General features: G+C 65.5%; 16 protein-coding genes. 2 read left to right on the top strand and 14 right to left on the bottom strand.

Annotated elements, in window-relative coordinates; genetic code table 11:
• Positions 1 to 42: 42 nt before the first annotated feature.
• Positions 43 to 912 (bottom strand): helix-turn-helix domain-containing protein, encoded by an 870-nt coding sequence (locus tag FXN65_RS12480; RefSeq protein WP_151133505.1) that lies wholly within the window; start codon positions 910 to 912, stop codon positions 43 to 45.
• 161 nt (positions 913 to 1,073) lie between these two features.
• Here FXN65_RS12480 and pobA point away from each other — a divergent pair, with 161 nt between their 5' ends.
• Both pobA and FXN65_RS12470 read left to right on the top strand, forming a co-directional pair.
• A complete protein-coding gene (pobA, locus tag FXN65_RS12475) occupies positions 1,074 to 2,258 on the top strand; it encodes a 4-hydroxybenzoate 3-monooxygenase (RefSeq protein WP_151133504.1) in 1,185 nt (394 codons plus the stop codon).
• A 228-nt stretch (positions 2,259 to 2,486) separates the two neighbouring features.
• Positions 2,487 to 3,614, top strand: coding sequence for a glycoside hydrolase family 5 protein (locus FXN65_RS12470; RefSeq protein WP_151133503.1), 1,128 nt, complete (start codon positions 2,487 to 2,489; stop codon positions 3,612 to 3,614).
• Here FXN65_RS12470 and FXN65_RS12465 read toward each other — a convergent pair.
• The 13 genes from FXN65_RS12465 to FXN65_RS12410 all read right to left on the bottom strand — a co-directional run bounded on the left by FXN65_RS12465 (position 3,600) and on the right by FXN65_RS12410 (position 19,019).
• Entirely contained in the window at positions 3,600 to 5,348 is a 1,749-nt protein-coding gene (locus FXN65_RS12465; RefSeq protein ID WP_151133502.1) for an ABC transporter ATP-binding protein/permease, read from the bottom strand. The genes FXN65_RS12470 and FXN65_RS12465 overlap by 15 nt on opposite strands.
• 409 nt (positions 5,349 to 5,757) lie before the next feature.
• On the bottom strand, positions 5,758 to 7,098 hold the full coding sequence (locus tag FXN65_RS12460) for a hybrid sensor histidine kinase/response regulator (protein WP_151133501.1): 1,341 nt from the start codon (positions 7,096 to 7,098) through the stop codon (positions 5,758 to 5,760).
• Complete coding sequence (ercA, locus tag FXN65_RS12455; protein WP_151133500.1) at positions 7,082 to 8,245, bottom strand: alcohol dehydrogenase-like regulatory protein ErcA; 1,164 nt, start codon at positions 8,243 to 8,245, stop codon at positions 7,082 to 7,084. Before ercA ends, FXN65_RS12460 begins: the two co-directional genes overlap by 17 nt.
• Before the next feature lie 129 nt (positions 8,246 to 8,374).
• Positions 8,375 to 8,497, bottom strand: a complete 123-nt coding sequence (locus FXN65_RS28420) for a hypothetical protein (protein ID WP_280178742.1) — start codon at positions 8,495 to 8,497, stop codon at positions 8,375 to 8,377.
• A gap of 68 nt (positions 8,498 to 8,565) precedes the next feature.
• The gene (locus FXN65_RS12450) at positions 8,566 to 10,410 is read right to left on the bottom strand and encodes a S9 family peptidase (protein WP_151133499.1); all 1,845 of its coding nucleotides are present in this window, start codon (positions 10,408 to 10,410) and stop codon (positions 8,566 to 8,568) included.
• The gene (gene pqqE / locus FXN65_RS12445) at positions 10,376 to 11,527 is read right to left on the bottom strand and encodes a pyrroloquinoline quinone biosynthesis protein PqqE (RefSeq protein WP_151133498.1); all 1,152 of its coding nucleotides are present in this window, start codon (positions 11,525 to 11,527) and stop codon (positions 10,376 to 10,378) included. The genes FXN65_RS12450 and pqqE overlap by 35 nt, the downstream gene beginning before the upstream one ends.
• Positions 11,496 to 11,777 carry a pyrroloquinoline quinone biosynthesis peptide chaperone PqqD gene (gene pqqD / locus FXN65_RS12440; RefSeq protein ID WP_151133497.1) on the bottom strand — a complete coding sequence of 94 codons (282 nt, stop codon included), beginning with the start codon at positions 11,775 to 11,777 and terminating at the stop codon, positions 11,496 to 11,498. The genes pqqE and pqqD overlap by 32 nt, the downstream gene beginning before the upstream one ends.
• Entirely contained in the window at positions 11,774 to 12,526 is a 753-nt protein-coding gene (gene pqqC, locus FXN65_RS12435; protein WP_151133496.1) for a pyrroloquinoline-quinone synthase PqqC, read from the bottom strand. Before pqqC ends, pqqD begins: the two co-directional genes overlap by 4 nt.
• A gap of 11 nt (positions 12,527 to 12,537) precedes the next feature.
• A complete protein-coding gene (pqqB, locus tag FXN65_RS12430; RefSeq protein ID WP_151133495.1) occupies positions 12,538 to 13,452 on the bottom strand; it encodes a pyrroloquinoline quinone biosynthesis protein PqqB in 915 nt (304 codons plus the stop codon).
• A gap of 46 nt (positions 13,453 to 13,498) precedes the next feature.
• Positions 13,499 to 13,570, bottom strand: a complete 72-nt coding sequence (gene pqqA / locus FXN65_RS12425) for a pyrroloquinoline quinone precursor peptide PqqA (RefSeq protein WP_072432761.1) — start codon at positions 13,568 to 13,570, stop codon at positions 13,499 to 13,501.
• 322 nt (positions 13,571 to 13,892) lie between these two features.
• A complete protein-coding gene (gene exaC, locus FXN65_RS12420) occupies positions 13,893 to 15,413 on the bottom strand; it encodes an acetaldehyde dehydrogenase ExaC (RefSeq protein WP_151133494.1) in 1,521 nt (506 codons plus the stop codon).
• 131 nt (positions 15,414 to 15,544) lie between these two features.
• Positions 15,545 to 17,113, bottom strand: coding sequence for a methyl-accepting chemotaxis protein (locus tag FXN65_RS12415; protein WP_151133493.1), 1,569 nt, complete (start codon positions 17,111 to 17,113; stop codon positions 15,545 to 15,547).
• Positions 17,114 to 17,288: 175 nt separating this feature from the next.
• On the bottom strand, positions 17,289 to 19,019 hold the full coding sequence (locus FXN65_RS12410; RefSeq protein ID WP_394351300.1) for a PQQ-dependent methanol/ethanol family dehydrogenase: 1,731 nt from the start codon (positions 19,017 to 19,019) through the stop codon (positions 17,289 to 17,291).
• Between the last annotated feature and the right edge of the window lie 30 nt (positions 19,020 to 19,049).

Below are 19,049 nucleotides of genomic sequence, written 5' to 3'. Positions count from 1 at the left end.
CGCGAATGAATGCGCTCCCACAGGAAATCCAACCGCCAGCGCTTACCGCGAAATGCGGAACGCCTTCGGCGGCTGCCCCGTACCGCGCTTGAAGAACCGTGAGAAGTACGCCGGTTCGGAGAAACCGAGACTGTCCGATACCTGATTGATGGTCATTGCCGTGTAGACCAGGCAGCGCTTGGCCTCCAGCAGCAGGCGCTGGTTGATCATCTGCAGCGCCGACTGCCCGGCAAGCCGCCGGCACAGGGCATTGAGGTGGGCGGCACTGATGCCCAGGCGCTGAGCGTAATGTTCGATGGGCAGGTGCTCGCGAAAGTGTTGCTCCAGCAGGCGGGTGAATTCCTGCAGGTGCAGGCGGCCCCGGTCCTGCTGGTGTGCATCGGATTGGTGCTGCTCCAGCGAGCGACGGCCGATCCACACCAGCAGCACACTGATCAGCGATTGCAGCATCAGTTCGCGGCCGGGCTGCTGTTGCGCGTACTCGCGGCTGATGGCTTCGAACAGCGTGTCCAGGTAAGGCTGGCTTTCGCCCGCCGCGAAACAGGCCGGCGCAAGCAACGCCTGGCTATCCAGCAACCCGGCCACCTGCTCCACCAGCGGTTGGGCCAGGGTCAGCACATGGCCGTCCACGTCATCGGAAAAACGGAAGCCATGCACGCACAGGGCCGGCACCACCTGCAGCGCGGCGCGGTCGATACGATTCACCTGCCCTTCCACCTCCAGCTCGGCACGCCCCGAACGCACATAGAGCAGTTGCACCAGATCACCGTGCTGGTGCGGCTTGATCTCCCATTCGTGCAGGCGGCTGCGGGACTCGATGGACTCCCAGTGGATCAGGTCCGGCGTCGGCCAGGCAGCCGTCTCGCCGTAGAGCTTGAACACCGGCACGGGGGAATGGCTCTGTTCGATCATCGAACCTCCAATGACATAGATCCACGAAAAGTCCATGAATGACCGTGGATATTGCCTTCAAAGCCAATGCCCATCCACAAAAAATACAGGCGCACCACGACAACAGGTGAGCCGCGAGTGCATTGCGCCGGCCACCGGAATCCTTCGAGAGGACAACAACAATGAAAACTCAGGTCGCCATCATCGGCGCCGGCCCTTCCGGCCTTCTCCTCGGCCAGCTGCTGCACAAGGCCGGTATCGACAACGTCATCATCGAACGCCAGAACCCGGACTACGTCCTCGGCCGCATCCGTGCCGGCGTGCTGGAACAGGGCATGGTCGATCTGCTGCGCGAAGCCGGCGTCAGCGAGCGCATGGACCGTGAAGGCCTGGTGCACGACGGTTTCGAACTGGCCTTCGATGGCCGCCGTGAACACATCGATCTCAAGGGCCTCACCGGCGGCAAGACGGTGATGATCTACGGCCAGACCGAAGTCACCCGCGATCTGATGGAGGCTCGCGCCGCCTGTGGCGCCCGCAGCTTCTACAACGCCGCCAACGTCCAGCCCCACGACCTCAAGTCCGACGCGCCCTATGTGACCTTCGAGCAGGATGGCCTGGCCATTCGCATCGACTGCGATTACATCGCCGGCTGCGACGGTTTCCATGGCGTCTCGCGCAAATCCATCCCCGCAGGCGTGCTCCAGGAGTTCGAGCGGGTCTATCCCTTCGGCTGGCTCGGCGTGCTGGCCGACACCCCGCCAGTGAACGACGAGCTGATCTACGCCAACCACGAACGCGGCTTCGCCTTGTGCAGCATGCGCTCGCCCACCCGCACCCGTTATTACGTGCAGGTGTCGGCCGAGGAGAAAGTGGAAGACTGGTCCGACGAGCGCTTCTGGGAAGAACTGAAGAGCCGATTGCCGGAACAGACCGCTGCAAAACTCGTCACCGGCCCTTCCCTCGAGAAGAGCATCGCGCCGCTGCGCAGCTTCGTGGTGGAGCCCATGCAATACGGCCGTCTGTTCCTGCTGGGCGACGCTGCGCACATCGTCCCACCCACCGGCGCCAAGGGCCTGAACCTGGCCGCCAGCGACGTGAACACGCTGTTCCGCATCCTGGTGAAGGTCTACGGAGAAGGCCGCACCGACCTGCTGGAGCAGTATTCGGCCATCTGCCTGCGGCGTATCTGGAAGGCCGAGCGCTTCTCCTGGTGGATGACCTCCCTGCTCCACCGCTTCCCCGAAACCGACGCCTTCGGCCGCCGCATGCAGCAGACCGAACTGGACTACTACGTCGGCTCGGAAGCCGGACGCCGGACCATCGCGGAGAACTATGTGGGCCTGCCGTACGAGGCGATTGGTTGAGCGGCCGGTTGCTTTGCGCACCGGTTGCATTGCTGCGGTGCGCGCGGCGCACCCTGCCAACTGGCGAACCTGCGGTCCGCATAGCGATTGAAATCGCCCCCGCAACTGGCGAGCCCGGGGCTGTCGTCGCCATCGCGCCTGGCGGCCGTCCGCTCATGACCTAGGCTTGCAAGGGCGATTCGCAAGAATTCCAGAAGTTCGGTTTCTGCCGTTCAAAGGAGTGCAGTCATGGCGCAGCGGAATCCCGTCAACACCAACCCCGGACAGAAATTGCGTGGCGTGAACCTGGGGGGGTGGCTGGTACTGGAGAAGTGGATGACCCCGAGCCTGTTCGAGGGTCTTGAAGCCACCGATGAAACCACCTGGTGCGCCGAGATGGGCGCACGAGCCCCGGAAAGACTGAAGCAACACTGGAACTCCTTCATCACCCGCGACGACTTCGCCTGGCTGCACGAGCGCGGCCTGAATGCCGTGCGCATTCCCCTGGGCCACTGGATATTCGGGCCGGATTATCCCTACCACCCGAAGTACGGCGAAGCCCGCCACCCCTTCGTCGAGGGCGGCATCGAGGTGCTCGACCGGGCCTTCGCCTGGGCCGACGAGTTCCAGCTGAGAATCGTCCTCGACCTGCACGCCGCCCCCGGCTGCCAGAACGGCTTCGACAATGGCGGCATCAAGGATGTCTGCCAATGGCACACCCGGGACGAGTACCGCGCGCATTCGCTGAGCGTGCTGGAACGCCTGGCCGAGCGCTATCGCGCCCAGCCCGCCCTGCACGCCATCGAAGTGCTCAACGAGCCGCGCTGGGATGTGCCGACCGACTACCTCAAGGGCTACAACCTGGATGCCTACCAGCGCATTCGCAAGCACTGCCCTGCGGAGAAAGTCAGCGTGGTCTTCCATGACGGCTTCCGCGCCTTCGACGAATACCTGGGGTTCATGCAGCCGCCGGAATTCGCCAACGTGGTGTTCGATATCCATCGCTACCAGTGCTTCGAACGCGGCGATATCGACAGCGACATCTACACCCACATCCACAAGGCCAGCGGCCAGTGGAAGACCGAGGCCGACTCGATCATCGGGCAACTGGGCATCCCGGCGTACTGCGGCGAGTGGAGCCTGGGCCTCGACCTGAAAGTGGTCTCGCTCTGGGCCGAAGGGCCCTTCAATCACGCACTGGAAAACATGGACCGCTTCCAGCAGGACGTGGCCTATCGCGGCTATGCCGCTGCACAGTTGCTGACCTATGAGAAGTACCTGGGCTGGTTCTTCTGGAGCTACAAGACCGAAACCACGCCAGCCTGGTGCTTCCGCGAGTGCGTCCAGCGCGGCTGGTTGCCGTCAACTTTTTCTTAGCGCCCGCAGGGGCGTGCCATAGCCGACCAGGGGTTCCTGCGGCAGGTGATTGAGCAGGAGCCGGCGCTGGTAGTGCCGCTCCAGCCCGGACTGGAAGCTGATCGCCAGCAGCGTCGAGTCCGGCAGCTCGCGGTGCAGCATGTCCATGAAGTCTTCCTCGTCGCGGGCCTCGAAGGCACTGCTCGCCTCCTCGATGAACACCCAGGCGGGCTGCTGCAGGAACAAGCGGGCGATGGCCAGCCGCTGCTGCGTACGCAGCGGTAACACGCTCTGCCAGTTGTCGACCTCTTCCATTCGCTTGGCCAGCCAGGCGATGCCCGCGCTCTCCAGGGCATGCTGCATGGCGCCAGCGGCAAAGGTGCCGGCGGGCTGTGGGTAGCTCAACGCCGCGCACAGGCTGCCGACCGGCAGGAAGGGGCGCTGCGGCAGGAAGCAGATGGCCGCGCCCGCCGGTAGCCAGACCTCGCCATGCCCCCATGGCCACAAACCGGCGAGCACCTTGAACAGGCCGATGGTGACCGCCGGATCCCCCGAAATCAGCACCCGCTCGCCGCGCTGGATCATGACGTTGAGTCCATCGATCAGCACCTGCCCATCAGGGGTGGCGATGCACAGGTCGCGCAGCACGATTTCCGCCTGCTGCGACTGCGCCACGCAGATACGGTCCTGCGGCTGCGCAGCCTGGTCTTCCAGGTCCTGCAGGTCGTTGTAGAGGCTCATCACGCGGTCGGCCGACGCTCGCCAACGCGCCAGTTCGGCCAGGTTGTCGATCGGCCAGGACAGCGCCGAGGTCAGCTGGTGGAATGCCTGCGCGGCCTGCATCAGGACGCCCAGGGTCATGGCACCGGAAATGTACTGGGGCGCCATGACCAGGATCGGGAACACAGGCAGCAACACGCCGTAGCCCGACGAGAACGAGACGATGCCGAGGTAGGCCATGGTCTGCCGATACCAGCGGTGCCCCAGCTCGGCGAAATGGCTCGTTGAACTCCGGCGCTCCGCCTCCTCGCCCTGCATCAGAGCGATGGACTCTGAGCTTTCCCGCGCATGGGCCAGCCCGAAACGGAAGTCCGCTTCCGCCGATTGCAGCTTGTTGGTGGCCCGGATCAGCGGGCGCCCGAGCAGCATGCCGAACACCGTGCCGGCGCCGGCATAGGCCACCGCGAGGATCAGCATGTAGCCGGGCACCATCAGGCCGGTGCCAGGGAATTGCACGCTGCCGGTGACCGTCAGCAGGATGTTGGCGAAGGTGCTGAAGATCAGCAGCGAATAGACCAGCGAATGGGTCAGCGAAATCGCGCTTTCGGTGACGACATGAATGTCCTCGGCGATGCGGCCGTCAGGGTTGTCGTGCTCGCCTCGGGTCTGCTGCAACTGGTAGTGATGTCCGCGCGTCATCCACTTGTCGACGAGCCGTGCGGTCAGCCACCGGCGCCAGTCCAGCTGCAGCCAGCGCTTGACCCGCATGTGCATCGCCGTGACGCCCACCGTCAGCAGGAGAATCACCACGAAGGTGCCGATCTGCATCATCAGGCGATTGAGCGACCTGGCTTCCAGGGCATCGAAGAGTGCGCGGTTCCAGTAGTTGGTCCAGATCACCAGCGCGACCTGCGCCAGGGTGAGCAGAAGCAGCGCCACGGTGTAGCCGCGCGCCTTCCACTTCGCGTCGGAATTCCAGTATGGCATCACCAGACGCAGGAGCTGCCAGCGAGAGCTTTCAGCCGGCGGGGACATCTAGTCGCCACTCCGCGCTGCGGGCGCATGCGCGGGCAATTGAAGTTCATCAGGCACTCGTTGCGGGCCAACGCCGCAGCGTTTCCCCCAATCCAGGCAAGCCTGTGACCCCGCCCTATCCTTCGTTATAAGAATCATCTGACCCCCTGCTGTCAGAGGCCTAAGCCTCAAGCTGCTCAGCGAACTCCGGGGAGTGCGTTGTCGTCCCGGCGAAACGTTTTCTTTGTTCAGCCGGGATTGCCGCAGGGCGCAGCCAGGGCGGATGAGCAGAAGTTGGGGGCGGTCAGTGTGATCGCGGCGCTTTGAGCTCAGCGCGGAACTGCACCAGGTAATTCTGATTCAAGCACACCGATTTCAGGCTGCACTTTTTTCCGGACCATCGACCACGCCTGGCCGACAAAGCCTCCGATCAGCCGCTGGCCTGGCCGATCAACTGGCTGATCACCGCCCTGAGCTTGCCGGGTTTGACCGGTTTGTTGAGCAGCGGCACGCCAAGGCCCTGCAGCTTGCGACGGCACTGGTCGCTGCGGTCGGCGGTGATGATCACCGAGGGCACTTCAATGGCGAAGCGCTGGCGCAGGGACAGGATCACATCGCAACCGACCATGCCATGGTCGAGGTGGTAATCCACCAGAATCAGGTCCGGCGCCCGCCCTTCCAGCACCTTCTCGGCGGTAGCCAGATCGGGGGCGGTCAGCACCTCGCAACCCCACTGTCCGAGCAGCGCCGACATGCTTTCCACGATGCCCGGCTCGTTGTCCACCACCAGCAGGCGTCGGCCAGGCAACGGATCGCCGGTTACCGGGCGCGGCTCCGCATTCGGCCGCACCTGCGGTTGTTCCCGCACCAGGGGCACCTCGATGCTGAACACCGACCCCCGTCCTACCTGCGAACGCACCTCGACCCGATACTCCAGCATGCTGGCGATGCGGTCGACGATGGCCAGGCCCAGACCAACACCCTTGCGCTCGGAGGCGCGGCCCACGTCCAGCTGGTTGAACTCGAGGAAGATCGCTTCCAGCTGATCCGCCGGAATGCCCCGCCCGCTGTCCCACACTTCCAGCCGCAGCCGATCGCCCCGACGCCGTGCCCCGAGAAGGACGCGACCCTGCTCGGTATAGCGGCAGGCATTGCTGAGGAAGTTGCGCAGGATGCGCGTGAGCAAACGGAAGTCGGTGCTGATGCACAGGCGTGGAATGCGCACCCGCAACCCCAGGCCGGCAGCCTCGGCGACGCTCTGGAACTCCGAGGCCAGTGGCCCGAGCACTTCGTCCAGGTGGTAGACATCCAGGTCCGGCTTGATCGCGCTCTGGTCCAGCTTGGAGATATCCAGGAGATCGGTGAGCAGGTCTTCGGCGCCTTCCAGCGCCTGGTGAGTGCGTTCCACCAGCTGTCGCTCGGAGGCCGGCAGCGCGCGTTCCCGCAGGGTGGAAACCAGCAGCCGCGCGGCGTTCAGTGGTTGCAGCAGGTCGTGGCTGGCAGCGGCCAGGTACTTGTCCTTGCTGAGGTTGGCCGCCTCGGCCGCATCACGCGCTTCGCGCAACTGCTCGTTCAGCGCCTGGAGCTCGCGGGTGCGGTCCAGCACACGTTGCTCCAGTTCGTCATTGAGGGTCTGGTAGCGATTGCGCTCAGCCTCCAATTCCTCCAGGCGCGCCAGCAGTTCGGGGTAGTGGCTCTTGCGCGCCGAATGGCTGCCCAGGCCAAGCAGCCCCGTCAGGGCGTCGCGCGGGTCGTCAGAGGGCCTCGGCATACACCACCTCGACATCCCGCTGGCTCGACTCGCGCGGGTTGGTGAGGATGCAGGGATCGTCCATGGCGTGACGTGAAAGGAACGGAATGTCCGAGGTACCGACGCCGTGCAGGCGCAGGGTTTCGTGGAAGCCCACTGCGTGCTTCAGGCTCACCAGGTGCTCCACCAGGCGCTGGCGCACCTGGTTATGGGTCAGGCCGCGGCAATCGACGCCCATGGTTTCGGCGATGACCTTGAAGCGCTCCGGCGCGGCGCTGTAGTTGAACGCCACAACATGCTCCACCAGCACCGCGTTGCACAGGCCGTGCGGCAGGTCGAGGAAGCCCCCCAGGCTGTGGGACATGGCATGCACTGCGCCAAGGATCGCGTTGGAGAAGGCCAGGCCCGCCTGCATGCTGCCGAGCATGATTTTCTCGCGCAGGGCGATGTCCTGCGGGTTGGCGATCATGCCCACCAGGTTGCCGTTGATCAGGCGCATGGCCTCCAGCGCATGGGGGTCGGTCAGCGGCCCGTGGCCGGTGGACACGAACGCCTCGATGGCGTGTACCAGGGCGTCGATGCCGGTACAGGCGGAGAGGAACGGGTCCATGCTCAGGGTGGTTTCCGGGTCGATCAGCGACACATCCGGCACCACGGCCTTGCTGACGATGGAGAACTTCATCCGTTCCTGCTGGTTGGAGATGATCACGAACTGCGACACATCGGCCGAAGTGCCGGCGGTGGTCGGGATCAGGATCAGCGGCGGGCTGGGCACCGTCAGGGTGTCCACGCCCTCGAATTCGAGAATGCTGCGGCCATGGGCAACCACAATGCCGATGCCCTTGGCGCAATCCATCGGGCTGCCGCCCCCCACGGCGACTATCACGTTGCAGCCCGTGCTGCGGTAGAAGTCGGCCCCCTGCATCACTTCTTCCACACGGGGGTTGGGCGATACCTGGGTGTAGAGGCAGTAGTCGATGCCCTGGGCCTGCAGGCTGGCCTCGATGTCGGCGACCCAGCCGGCGGCCTGCACACCGGGATCGGACACCACCAGGACCTTGCGCGCACCGAAGGTGCTGGCGTAATTGCCGACGTTGTGCCGGCATCCGGCGCCGAAAATGATTTCGGGAGAAACGAACTTGCGAAGTGGGCTGATATCGTGACGCATCAAACAGCTCTTTCTTGTAGTTATGCGGTGAGTAGGACCCAGCCTACTGGATTCACAGGGCTTTTCAATCAGACCTTGGGAGCTTTCCTAGGCCCTACATCCTTCATTCCTACCCTTGTGGGAGCGAATTCATTCGCGATTGCCTTTGACGCCGACAGGCAGGCCTTCGGCCTGCTTCACGAATGAATTCGCCCCTGCAGGAAAACCAATTGCCAGCTCGGTGCCGCCTGACATTCCGCTGAGGGTGCGCACCCTACCTGGGCTCCGACGCTGACCGCAGGGTGCACTGCGCGCGCCGCGTGCCGAGAACGGGGTTGCCCCTACAACAGCCCCCGATAGAACGCCAGTTCCGCCTCCAGCGCATGGGCCAGATTGGCAGCGTTGCGAAAGCCATGGCGCTCCTCCGGGTAGACATGGCATTCCACCTGCCGGCCCGCTTCTTTCAGGGCGGCAACCATGGAGGCGGTCTGTTCCGGCACCACCACGGCGTCCTGCCCCCCCTGGAAGAAAATCACCGGTGCGCCGATCTCCCACGCCCGCAACACCGGCGTGCGTTGGCGGTAGCGCGCGATATCCCTCACCGGGTCGCCAATCAGCCAGTCCAGATAGTCGGCCTCGAATTTGTGGGTCTTTTCCCGCAGCGCCAAAGGAGCGCTCACGCCGTAATAGCTGGCACCACCGCGAAATGGCGTATTCCCCACCAGAGCCAGCAATGTAGTGAACCCACCGGCGCTGGAACCACGAATGAAGGCCCGCTGAGGGTTCACCAGACCCAGCCCGGCGAGATGCATCAGCAGCGCCTTGGCGTCCTCCACGTCCAGTTCGCCCCATCCGCCGGCCAGCCGCTGCCGATAGGCACGGCCATAACCGCTGCTGCCCCGGTAATCGAGATCGGCCACGGCGAAGCCGCGCTGGGTCCAGAACTGGATGCGCGGATCGAACACCGGCTGGCTGGCGGAAGTCGGGCCGCCGTGGCAGAACACCAGCAACGGTGGACGCTGGTCTTCCGGGCCGCGATGGGCCGTGTTGCAGGGCGGATAGAAGTAACCGTGAGCGCACTCCCCGTCCCCAACGGCGAATTGCAGGGGTCGTGGCCGGGCGATTTCGTCGGCGGACAGTTCGCTGCCACCGCCAGCCAGCACCTGCACGCTGGCGTCGTTGCGGTCGATGGCGAGGACGGCGCTGGCGTTTTCCGGCCCGGCGGCGATGCAGTAGTAATGCCCCTCGTCCGCAGCCAGTTGGCGGAAGCGACTGTATCCGGTCGCCAGCAACTGGCAGTCGGCACCGACCAGATCGCTCCGGTCAGCGGCCAGCCAACTCCGCAGCCCCGCCTCGGGCAGGTAGCTGCATAGACCCAGTTGCCAGGGCGCCGGGGCGTGATCGGCATGGGCCGCTGGCAAGGGGCGCAGGTGTTCGCCCTCCAGTGCCCAGGGCTGCCACCAGCCATTGCGGTCGCTCAGGCAATGCAGACGCCCCTCGGCATCGAAGCGCGGCTGTTGCAGGGACTCGCCGCCATCCGCTCCCGCGACGATGTTGATCGGCCCCCAGGCATCCCCGTCCCGTCGACGCAGGCAAAGCCGGGTTTCCGTCCAGGGCTGCGCGGGGCGGCTCCACTCGATCCAGGCAAGCGTCCGGCCATCCGGGCTGAGGCGTGGCGCGGCATAGAAATCGGCGCCCTCCACCAGCACCTGGCGTTCGCCGTCGGCCAGGGCAATCGCCACCAGCCGGTGGGTGCCCTGGTCTTCCTCCACGGCCAGCACATGCGGCCCGGCGCTCCAGAGATCGCCATAGCGGGCGTCGGGATTTCGCGTCCGCACGGCCGGAGCGGCGGAGAAAGGCTGGAGATAGAGCTGCTGGTCAGCCTCATTGACGAACGCCACCCCGCCCGGCACCAGGCAGAAGGCACCGCCGCCATATTCGTAGACCCGGCTGCGCAGGGAGTGGCTGTCCGGCGTCAGGCAGCTCGCCTCCCCCGCCTGCCAGCGCCAGAGCGTGGTGCGGCCGTCGGCGGGGTCGAACAGCGTCCAGAACAGCCCCGCCGGGCCACAGCGGAGTTCGACGAAGTCGCGGCTGGCGGCGACGGCGCATTCCGCGCTCCAGGGGCTGTCCCAGAAGCCGAAAGGACGGATTTCAGGCGCGGCAAATAATTTTCGAGGTTCGCTCATTGCGGTAGGTCAGCTGCTCCAGGGTCCCCGCAGCATGGTCCGCTTCTTCCCGCGCCGCCAGTATCTGGCCGTGATGGGCAGACTTGGCGCACACCGGGTCGGCGTTGCGGGCGTCACCGGTGAGCAGGAAGGCCTGGCAGCGGCAGCCGCCGAAGTCCTTTTCCTTTTCGTCGCAGGAGCGGCAGGGTTCCGGCATCCAGTCGTAGCCACGGAAGCGGTTGAAGCCGAACGACTCGTACCAGATGTAGTGCAGGTCGTGCTCCTTGACGTTGGGGAAGCGTACCGGCAGCTGCCGCGCGCTGTGACAGGGCAGCGCGGTGCCGTCCGGGGTGATGTCGAGGAACAGGTTGCCCCAGCCGTTCATGCAGGCCTTGGGGCGTTCCTCGTAGTAGTCCGGGGTGACGAAGATCAGCTTGCACGGGTGCTTCTCCGCCGCGAGCTTGGCCCGGTATTGGTGAGTGATGCGTTCGGCGCGTTCCAGCTGCGCGCGGGTCGGCAGCAGGCCGGCGCGGTTCAGCTCGGCCCAGCCGTAGAACTGGCAGGTGGCGAGTTCGACGAAGTCCGCTTCCAGTTCCAGGCACAGCTCGATGATCCGCTCGATCTGGTCGATGTTGTGCCGGTGGGTGACGAAGTTGAGCACCATCGGATAGCCCGCCGCCTTCACCGCGCGGGCCATCGCCAGCTTCTGCGCGAAGGCCTTGCGCGAGCCGGCCAGCAGGTTGTTCACCGCCTCGTCGGCGGCCTGGAAGCTGACCTGGATATGGTCCAGCCCGGCGTCCTTGAAGGCTTCGACGCGCGCCTCGGTGAGGCCGATGCCGGAGGTGATCAGGTTGGTGTAGTAACCCAGTTCGCGGGCGGCGCGGATCAGCTCTTCCAGGTCCTGGCGCACCAGCGGTTCGCCGCCGGAAAAGCCCAGCTGCGCGGCACCCAGCGCACGGGCCTGGCGGAACACCTCGATCCACTGCGCGGTGGTCAGCTCCTCGCCCTGCTGGGCGAAATCCAGCGGGTTGGAGCAGTACGGGCACTGCAGCGGGCAGCGGTAGGTCAGCTCGGCCAGCAGCCAGAACGGCGGCCCCGGCTGGTTTTCAGGCTTCGAGTTGCAACCAGAACTGGGCATGGGCCACCTCGATGAAGGCCAGGATGTCTTCATTCAGACCGGGAACGTCCGGAAAGCGCCGGCGCAGGTCGAGGATGATCTGCGCCACCGAACGTTCACCATCCACCAGCCGGAGGATCTCTCCGGCGCTCTCGTTCAACCGCACCATGCCCTCCGGGTAAAGCAGCACGTGGCAGCCCTGGGCTGGCTCCCATTGCAGGCGAAAGCCGCGGCGCAGGTGGGGAACCTGCTTGAGGTCGAAATCGCTCATAGGTCGATCCCCCGGTGCCAGACCCGTTCTCGGGTCACCGTGTGATAGGGCGGACGGTCCAGCTCGTAGGCCATGCTCATGGCGTCGAGCATGCTCCAGAGCACGTCCAGCTTGAACTGCAGGATCTCCAGCATGCGCTGCTGGGCCTCGAAGGTGCGGTAGTGCCCGAGGGTGATGCGCAGGCCGTGCTCGACATCGCGGCGCGCCTCCTTCAGGCGCTTGCGGAAATAGTCGTAGCCGCTCGGGTCGATCCAGGGGTAGTGCTGCGGCCAGCTGTCCAGCCGCGACTGGTGGATCTGCGGGGCGAACAGTTCGGTCAGCGAGCTGCTCGCCGCCTCCTGCCAGCTGGCGCGGCGGGCGAAGTTGACGTAGGCGTCCACCGCGAAGCGCACCCCCGGCAGTACCAGCTCCTGGGACAGCACCTGCTCGCGGTCCAGTCCCACCGCCTCGGCCAGGCGCAACCAGGCCTCGATGCCGCCGGCCTCGCCGGGCGCGCCGTCGTGGTCCTGGATGCGCTGGATCCACTCGCGGCGGGTGTCGCGGTCCGGGCAGTTAGCGAGGATGGCGGCATCCTTCAGCGGGATGCACACCTGGTAGTAGAACCGGTTGGCCACCCAGCCCTGGATCTGTGCGCGGGTCGCACGGCCCTCGTACATGGCGCGATGGTAGGGGTGGTGGATGTGGTAACAGGCGCCCTTGGCGCGCAAGGCCTGCTCGAATTCCACTGGAGTCATGGCGGGCTGATTCATCTCGGGCTCCGTTACAACAGGATGCTCATGCCGTCCCAGGCCACTTCGATACCGTGGCGGCCGAGTTCGGCACGCTCGGCGGAGTCGACGTCGAGGATCGGGTTGGTGTTGTTGATGTGGATGAGCACCTTGCGCGGGCCCTTGAGGCCGTCGAGCACCTCGATCATCCCGCCCGGGCCGCTCTGCGGCAGGTGACCCATCTCGCTGCCGAGCTTGTCGCCCACCTCGCAGTGGCGCAGCTCGTCATCGCGCCAGAGCGTGCCGTCCACCAGCAGGCAGTCGGCGCGGCGCATCCAGCCGAGCAGCGCGTCATCCACCTGGCCCAGCCCCGGGGCGTAGAACAGCGTGCCGCCGGTTTCCAGGTCTTCGATGAACAGGCCGATGTTGTCGCCCGGGTGTGGGTTGCCGCGGTGCGGCGAGTACGGCGGCGCACTGCTGCGCAGGGGGATGGCGGTGAAGCGCAGGCCGGCGCAGGCGGGAAGGGTGAAGGTCGGCGCGGCGAGGTCGATGGGCTGCCAGGTGAGCCCGCCGTTCCAGTGCTGGAGCATGCTGAACAGCGGGAAGCCGGAGGTGAGGTCCTGGTGAACCATGTCGGTGCACCAGACGCTGTGCGGGCAGCCCTCGCGCAGGCTCAAGAGGCCGGTGACGTGGTCGATCTGGCTGTCCATCAGGATGATCGCCTGGACGCCGGTGTCGCGCACATGGCGGGCCGGCTGCAGCGGCGGGAAGGCCTCGAGCTGGGCGCGGATATCCGGCGAGGCGTTGCACAGCACCCAGTCGACACCATTGGCGCTGAGGGCGATGGACGACTGGCTGCGTGGCTGGGCGCGGAGCTTGCCGCTGCGCACGCCGCGGCAGTTGCGGCAGTTGCAGTTCCACTGGGGGAAGCCGCCGCCGGCGGCGGAGCCAAGAATCTGGATGTGCATGGGATTTGCCCTGGCGGGGGCCCCGGCTGGGCCGGGGCGATGCGGATCAGCGGTTGGCGAAGTACAGGGTCACTTCGAAACCAATGCGCAGATCGGTAAAGGCGGGTTTAGTCCACATGGAGCAATCCTCTTGTTATGACGCCGGAGGATTCCGGCAAGTCCAGTTAACCACCGGCCCGGAGGGGTCCGAATGGTACTTTCGGAGGAGATTTGCTCGTGATTTGGTAGGGGCAGCCCTTCGCCTGCTTGGCGAATGAACTCTCCCCTACAAGGAACTCGCCCATGCACCAAACAAAAAACGCGGCCGAAGCCGCGTTGCGACAAGGCCCTGCCGGGCTTTGGATGTGGGGGCGCTCTTTCCCGCTGACAGGTTGGCGTCGCCTAAGGGAGTGTGGTGCCCTAACCGGCGCACCACGGGGTCGACGAAGGTCGCGTCCGGCTCAGAAGAAGCCCAGCGGGTTGATGTCGTAGCTCACCAGCAGGTTCTTGGTCTGCTGGTAGTGGTCGAGCATCATCTTGTGGGTTTCGCGGCCGACGCCGGACTTCTTGTAGCCACCGAAGGCGGCGTGCGCCGGGTACAGGTGGTAGCAGTTGGTCCACACGCGGCCGGCCTTGATGCCGCGACCCATGCGGTAGGCGCGGTTGATGTCGCGGGTCCACAGGCCGGCGCCGAGGCCGAACTCGGTGTCGTTGGCAATCGCCAGGGCTTCGGCTTCGTCCTTGAAGGTGGTGACGCCCACCACCGGGCCGAAGATTTCTTCCTGGAACACACGCATCTTGTTGTGGCCCTTCAGCAGGGTCGGCTGGATGTAGTAGCCGCTGGCGAGGCCACCTTCGAGCTTCTCTGCCGCGCCGCCGGCCAGCAACTCGGCACCTTCCTGCTGGGCGATGTCGAGGTAGGAGAGGATCTTCTCGAACTGCTGCTGCGAGGCCTGGGCGCCGACCATGGTCTCGGTGTCCAGCGGGTTGCCGCGCTTGATCTTCTGCACCTTCTTCATCACCTCGGCCATGAACGCCGGGTAGATGGATTCCTGCACCAGGGCACGCGACGGGCAGGTGCACACCTCGCCCTGGTTGAAGAAGGCCAGCACCAGGCCTTCGGCGGCCTTCTCGATGAACTCGGGCTCGGCCTGCATGATGTCTTCGAAGTAGATGTTCGGGCTCTTGCCGCCCAGCTCCACGGTGGACGGAATGATGTTCTCTGCCGCGCAATGGAGGATGTGCGCGCCCACCGGGGTGGAGCCGGTGAAGGCGATCTTGGCGATGCGCTTGCTGGTGGCGAGCGCCTGGCCCGCTTCCTTGCCGAAGCCCTGGACGATGTTGAGCACGCCCGGCGGCAGCAGGTCGCCGATGATCTCCACCAGCACCATGATCGACAGCGGGGTCTGCTCGGCGGGCTTGAGCACCACGCAGTTGCCGGCGGCCAGGGCCGGGGCCAGCTTCCAGGCGGCCATCAGCAGCGGGAAGTTCCACGGGATGATCTGACCGACCACGCCTAGCGGCTCGTGGAAGTGGTAGGCGGCGGTGTGTTCGTTGATCTCGGCGGCGCCGCCTTCCTGGGCGCGGATGCAGCCGGCGAAGTAGCGGAAGTGGTCGGCGGCCAGCGGCACGTCGGCATTCAGGGTTTCACGCACGGCCTTGCCGTTGTCCCAGGTTTCGGTCACGGCCAGGACTTCCAGGTTCTGCTCGATGCGGTCGGCGATCTTCAGCAGGATCAGGGCGCGGTCCTGCACCGAAGTGCGGCCCCAGGCATCGGCGACGGCGTGGGCGGCGTCCAGCGCCTTCTCGATGTCCTCGGCACCGGAACGCGGGAACTCGGCGATCACTTCGCCATTCACCGGAGAGGTGTTGGTGAAGTACTGGCCACCGATAGGCGCGACGAACTCGCCGCCGATGTAGTTGCCGTAACGCGGCTTGAAGGTAACGACGGCGCCCGGAGTGCCTGGTTGTGCGTAGATCATGGCGTTGCTCTCTCTGGTCGGTACCTGCCCGGCTGGGCAGGCTGTGGACCGATCTTAGTCAGCCGCCACTGCCCCCCGGTATGCGCCCATGGAATAGACGCCCTCGTCATTTGGTACTAATTGGCGGGGGCTCAGGCCCGCGCCAGAGCCTTCTTCCCCGTAGCCTGCGTTGCCGTCTGCTCGGGCCGATACCCCAGGCGCAACCCGCCCCAGTGCCGGCCCAGGACGATGATCGGCACCGAAAGATCGTGCATCAGCTCGCCCGTATCGCGGGTGTAGGTCTGCAGCAGCAGCGGTTGCTGGTGGCTGCCGCAACGCAGGCCGGTGCGGTCGTTGAACATGCGCTTGCTGCGGCTGCGGGCCATGTCCTGCTCAGGGTCGCCGCTGGGCGCCTGGCTGAAGGCCTGGTTGTGGGTTGGCACATAGCCTTCCTGGGTGCAGGCGATGGCGAAGACCAGCCCCTCGTGCTGCTTGAGCAGCGGTTCCTGGATATCCGGCAGGACCAGGTCGGTGTAGCGGTCGAAACGCGAGCTGTACTTCTGCGGGTAGGTACCGGGCACCACCTGGAAGCGTCGGTCGAAAAGGTCATCGAGGCTGATGCGGCCTTCCTTTACGTCCCGCTCAAAGCGCGCGGCGATAGCACTCGCGCCATCTCGTGCCAGGTCATAGATGCGCTGGTGGTAGTCGTCCAGCCCCACTTCGGCCAGGCGCTCGCTGATGGTTTCCGCCTGCCCTTCCAACTGGCTGGCGGCCTCGGCCAGGCGGCGAGTCTGCTCGTCGCTCACACCCAGGTCGCAGCGCATCTGCCCCACCGCCTCGAACAGCCCGGCGAGTTGGTCGCGATTGGTCCGGGCGCCACGGGCGATCTCATCCACCTGCCCTTCTACCGCCGCGGCCAGTCCGGCGATCTTCTCCAGCTGGCGGCCAGTCAGCTCCACCTGGCCGACCCCGGCCTCCAGGTCCGTGGAAAGCTGCTGGATCTGCTCCACCACCAGGGCGGTCTGGCGCTGGATGTCGGCCACCATCTGCCCCACTTCGCCCGTGGCGCTGGCAGTGCGGCCGGCCAGGCCGCGCACCTCGTCCGCCACCACGGCGAAGCCACGGCCATGCTCCCCCGCCCGCGCGGCCTCGATGGCGGCATTCAGCGCCAGCAGGTTGGTCTGGCTGGCGATGGACTGGATGACCTGGGCCACTTGCTGGATTTCCTCGCTGCGCTGGCTGAGGGTGGCGATCAGCTCGCGGCTGGCACCGGCCCTGAGACTCAGTTGCTGCATGAGCGCGATGGCCTGTTGCAGCACCTCGCGCCCTTCATCGCTGTTCTGGCGCGCGTCAAAGGCGGCGGCGAAGGCCTGCTGGCTGAGTTCGGAAGTGGCCGCCTCGGTGGCGATCATCACCTCGGCGCTGCCGACGATGCGCTCGGCAGCCTGCAACTGGGACTTGAGGCGCTCGGCCAGGCGATCCACCGACCAGGCGACTCCGGCGGCGGACAAGGCGTTGTGGCTGGTACTGCGGGACAGGTCGCGGGTGAGCCGAGCCATGTCGGCGCCCTCTTCTACCGTAGTCCGCGCCTGGGGCTTCTGGCGGAACAGCCAGGGCAGTGGCAGCAGCACGAGGACGCCCAGCCAGGGCGGCAGGCCCGTAAGCGCGACTCCAACGGCAATGAAAAGGATCAAGAGGCTGTGGATCAGGCAGTAGCGCATCGCTCGTCCCCTGTTGTCATTGTTTCCGGGTATTAAGCGGCGAATCGCCATCTGGGGACATGGTTCCTTGGTCGTAGAACCCAAGGTGTAAAGCCAAGTGGGAGCGAATTCATTGGCGAATGAATTCGCTCCCACTTGAATGAACAAGGCCCGCCGGAGCGGGCCTTGCAGCGCATCAGCGCTTCGCCACCGCTTCCGCCTTCGGCAACTTGAAGGTCCAGAGCATGCCGCCCTGGTTCAGGTCCTTGATGCGCTTGGCCACTTCGCCACCCCAGAGCGGTACAGCACCACCCCAGCCGGACAGCACGGAAACGTACTGCTCGCCGTCCATTTCCCAAGTGATGGGTGAGCCGATCACGCCGGAACCGGTGTTGAACTCATAGAGTTTCTTGCCGGTCCTGGCGTCGAAGGCCATCAGGAAGCCCTCGGGGTTGCCGGTGAACACCAGGTTGCCCTTGGTGGCCAGCACACCGCCCCAGAGCGGCGCGTAGTTCTTGTAGCGCCAGACTTCCTTGCCGCTCTTGGGATCGATGGCGCGCAGCACACCGATGTAATCCTCGTTCAGCGGCTTGATGGTGAAGCCCGCGCCCAGGTAGGCCGCGCCTTTCTTGTAGGCGATGTTTTCGTTCCACATGTCCATGCCCCACTCGTTGGAAGGCACATAGAACAGGCCGGTGTCCTGGCTGTAGGCCATGGGCATCCAGTTCTTGCCGCCGAGGAAGGACGGCGCGACGAACACCGAGCTGCCGTGCTTGCCGTCGGCACCCGGTGCGCCCGGACGCTTGGCGTCGTCGTAGATCGGACGGCCTTCCTTGTCCAGGCCCTTGGCCCAGGTCAGGGTGTCGACGAAGGGGAAGCCACGGATGAACTTGCCGTTGGTACGGTCCAGCACATAGAAGAAGCCGTTACGGTCGGCGGTGGCCGCGGCCTTCACGGTCTTGCCGCCATCCTTGTAGTCGAACGAAACCAGCTCGTTGACACCATCGAAGTCCCAGCCATCGTGCGGGGTGGTCTGGAAGTGCCACTTGATGGAGCCGTCTTCCGGATTCAGCGCCAGCCGCGAGGAGGAGAAGAGGTTGTCGCCCGGACGCAGGTGGGAGTTCCACGGCGAGGGGTTGCCGGTGCCGATCAGCAGGGTGTCGGTGTCCGGGTCGTAGTAGCCGCCCAGCCAGGGGGCGGCGCCACCGGTCTTCCACAGGTCGCCGGGCCAGGTCTTGCCGGCTTCGCCACCGGAGACGCCGTTCTCGACCTTCTTGCCGTCCTTGTAGACGTAGCCCATGTGGCCTTCCACGGTCGGACGGCTCCAGAGCAGTTCGCCGTTTTTCGGGTTGTAGGCTTCGATCTTGCCCACCACACCGAACTCGCCACCGGCGACGCCGGTGATCAGCTTGCCCTTGACCACCAGCGGCGCGGCGGAGATGGAGTAGCCGGCCTTGTAGTCGGCCACTGTCTTGCGCCAGACCACCTTGCCGGTGTCCTTGTTCAGGGCCACCAGCTTGGCGTCGAGGGTGCCGAAGATCACCAGGTCGTCGTACAGGGCCACGCCACGGTTGATCACGTCGCAGCAGGGCATGATGCCGTCGGGCAGGCGGGCGTCGTATTGCCAGAGCTTCTTGCCGGTGCGCGCATCGACGGCGAACACCCGCGAGTAGGAGCCGGTAACGTACATCACGCCATCCTTCACCAGCGGCTGGGCCTGCTGGCCACGCTGCTTCTCGCCACCGAAGGACAGTGCCCACACCGGGCGCAGCTGCTGCACGTTGCCGCTGTTGAGGGCCTCCAGGGTGCTGTAGCGCTGGCCTTGCAGGCCCAGGCCATTGGTCACCACCTGGTCGGTGGATTTGGCGTCATCGAGGATTTCCTGGTCGGTGACTCCGGCCAGGGCCAGGCTGCTGGACAGCGCCATGGCGACGCACAGCAGCGTCCGGGCGAAAGG

This window comes from Pseudomonas lalkuanensis, assembly GCF_008807375.1.
GTDB classification, from domain to species: domain Bacteria; phylum Pseudomonadota; class Gammaproteobacteria; order Pseudomonadales; family Pseudomonadaceae; genus Metapseudomonas; species Metapseudomonas lalkuanensis.
The sequence above is the reverse complement of the archived record's forward strand: the minus strand, read 5'-3'. Positions and strand labels throughout refer to the sequence as shown.

Excerpts from the sequence above, each read along its gene's own strand:
- pqqB (WP_151133495.1), bottom strand. The coding sequence starts at position 13,452 with ATGCACATCCAGATTCTTGGCTCCGCCGCCGGCGGCGGCTTCCCCCAG.
- pqqE (WP_151133498.1), bottom strand. The coding sequence starts at position 11,527 with ATGCCCAGTTCTGGTTGCAACTCGAAGCCTGAAAACCAGCCGGGGCCG.
- FXN65_RS12450 (WP_151133499.1), bottom strand. The coding sequence starts at position 10,410 with ATGAGCGAACCTCGAAAATTATTTGCCGCGCCTGAAATCCGTCCTTTC.
- FXN65_RS12415 (WP_151133493.1), bottom strand. The coding sequence starts at position 17,113 with ATGCGCTACTGCCTGATCCACAGCCTCTTGATCCTTTTCATTGCCGTT.
- FXN65_RS12465 (WP_151133502.1), bottom strand. The coding sequence starts at position 5,348 with ATGTCCCCGCCGGCTGAAAGCTCTCGCTGGCAGCTCCTGCGTCTGGTG.
- exaC (WP_151133494.1), bottom strand. The coding sequence starts at position 15,413 with ATGATCTACGCACAACCAGGCACTCCGGGCGCCGTCGTTACCTTCAAG.
- FXN65_RS12480 (WP_151133505.1), bottom strand. The coding sequence starts at position 912 with ATGATCGAACAGAGCCATTCCCCCGTGCCGGTGTTCAAGCTCTACGGC.
- ercA (WP_151133500.1), bottom strand. The coding sequence starts at position 8,245 with ATGCGTCACGATATCAGCCCACTTCGCAAGTTCGTTTCTCCCGAAATC.
- pqqD (WP_151133497.1), bottom strand. The coding sequence starts at position 11,777 with ATGAGCGATTTCGACCTCAAGCAGGTTCCCCACCTGCGCCGCGGCTTT.
- FXN65_RS12410 (WP_394351300.1), bottom strand. The coding sequence starts at position 19,019 with ATGGCGCTGTCCAGCAGCCTGGCCCTGGCCGGAGTCACCGACCAGGAA.
- FXN65_RS12460 (WP_151133501.1), bottom strand. The coding sequence starts at position 7,098 with ATGCCGAGGCCCTCTGACGACCCGCGCGACGCCCTGACGGGGCTGCTT.
- pqqC (WP_151133496.1), bottom strand. The coding sequence starts at position 12,526 with ATGAATCAGCCCGCCATGACTCCAGTGGAATTCGAGCAGGCCTTGCGC.
- FXN65_RS12470 (WP_151133503.1), top strand. The coding sequence starts at position 2,487 with ATGGCGCAGCGGAATCCCGTCAACACCAACCCCGGACAGAAATTGCGT.
- pobA (WP_151133504.1), top strand. The coding sequence starts at position 1,074 with ATGAAAACTCAGGTCGCCATCATCGGCGCCGGCCCTTCCGGCCTTCTC.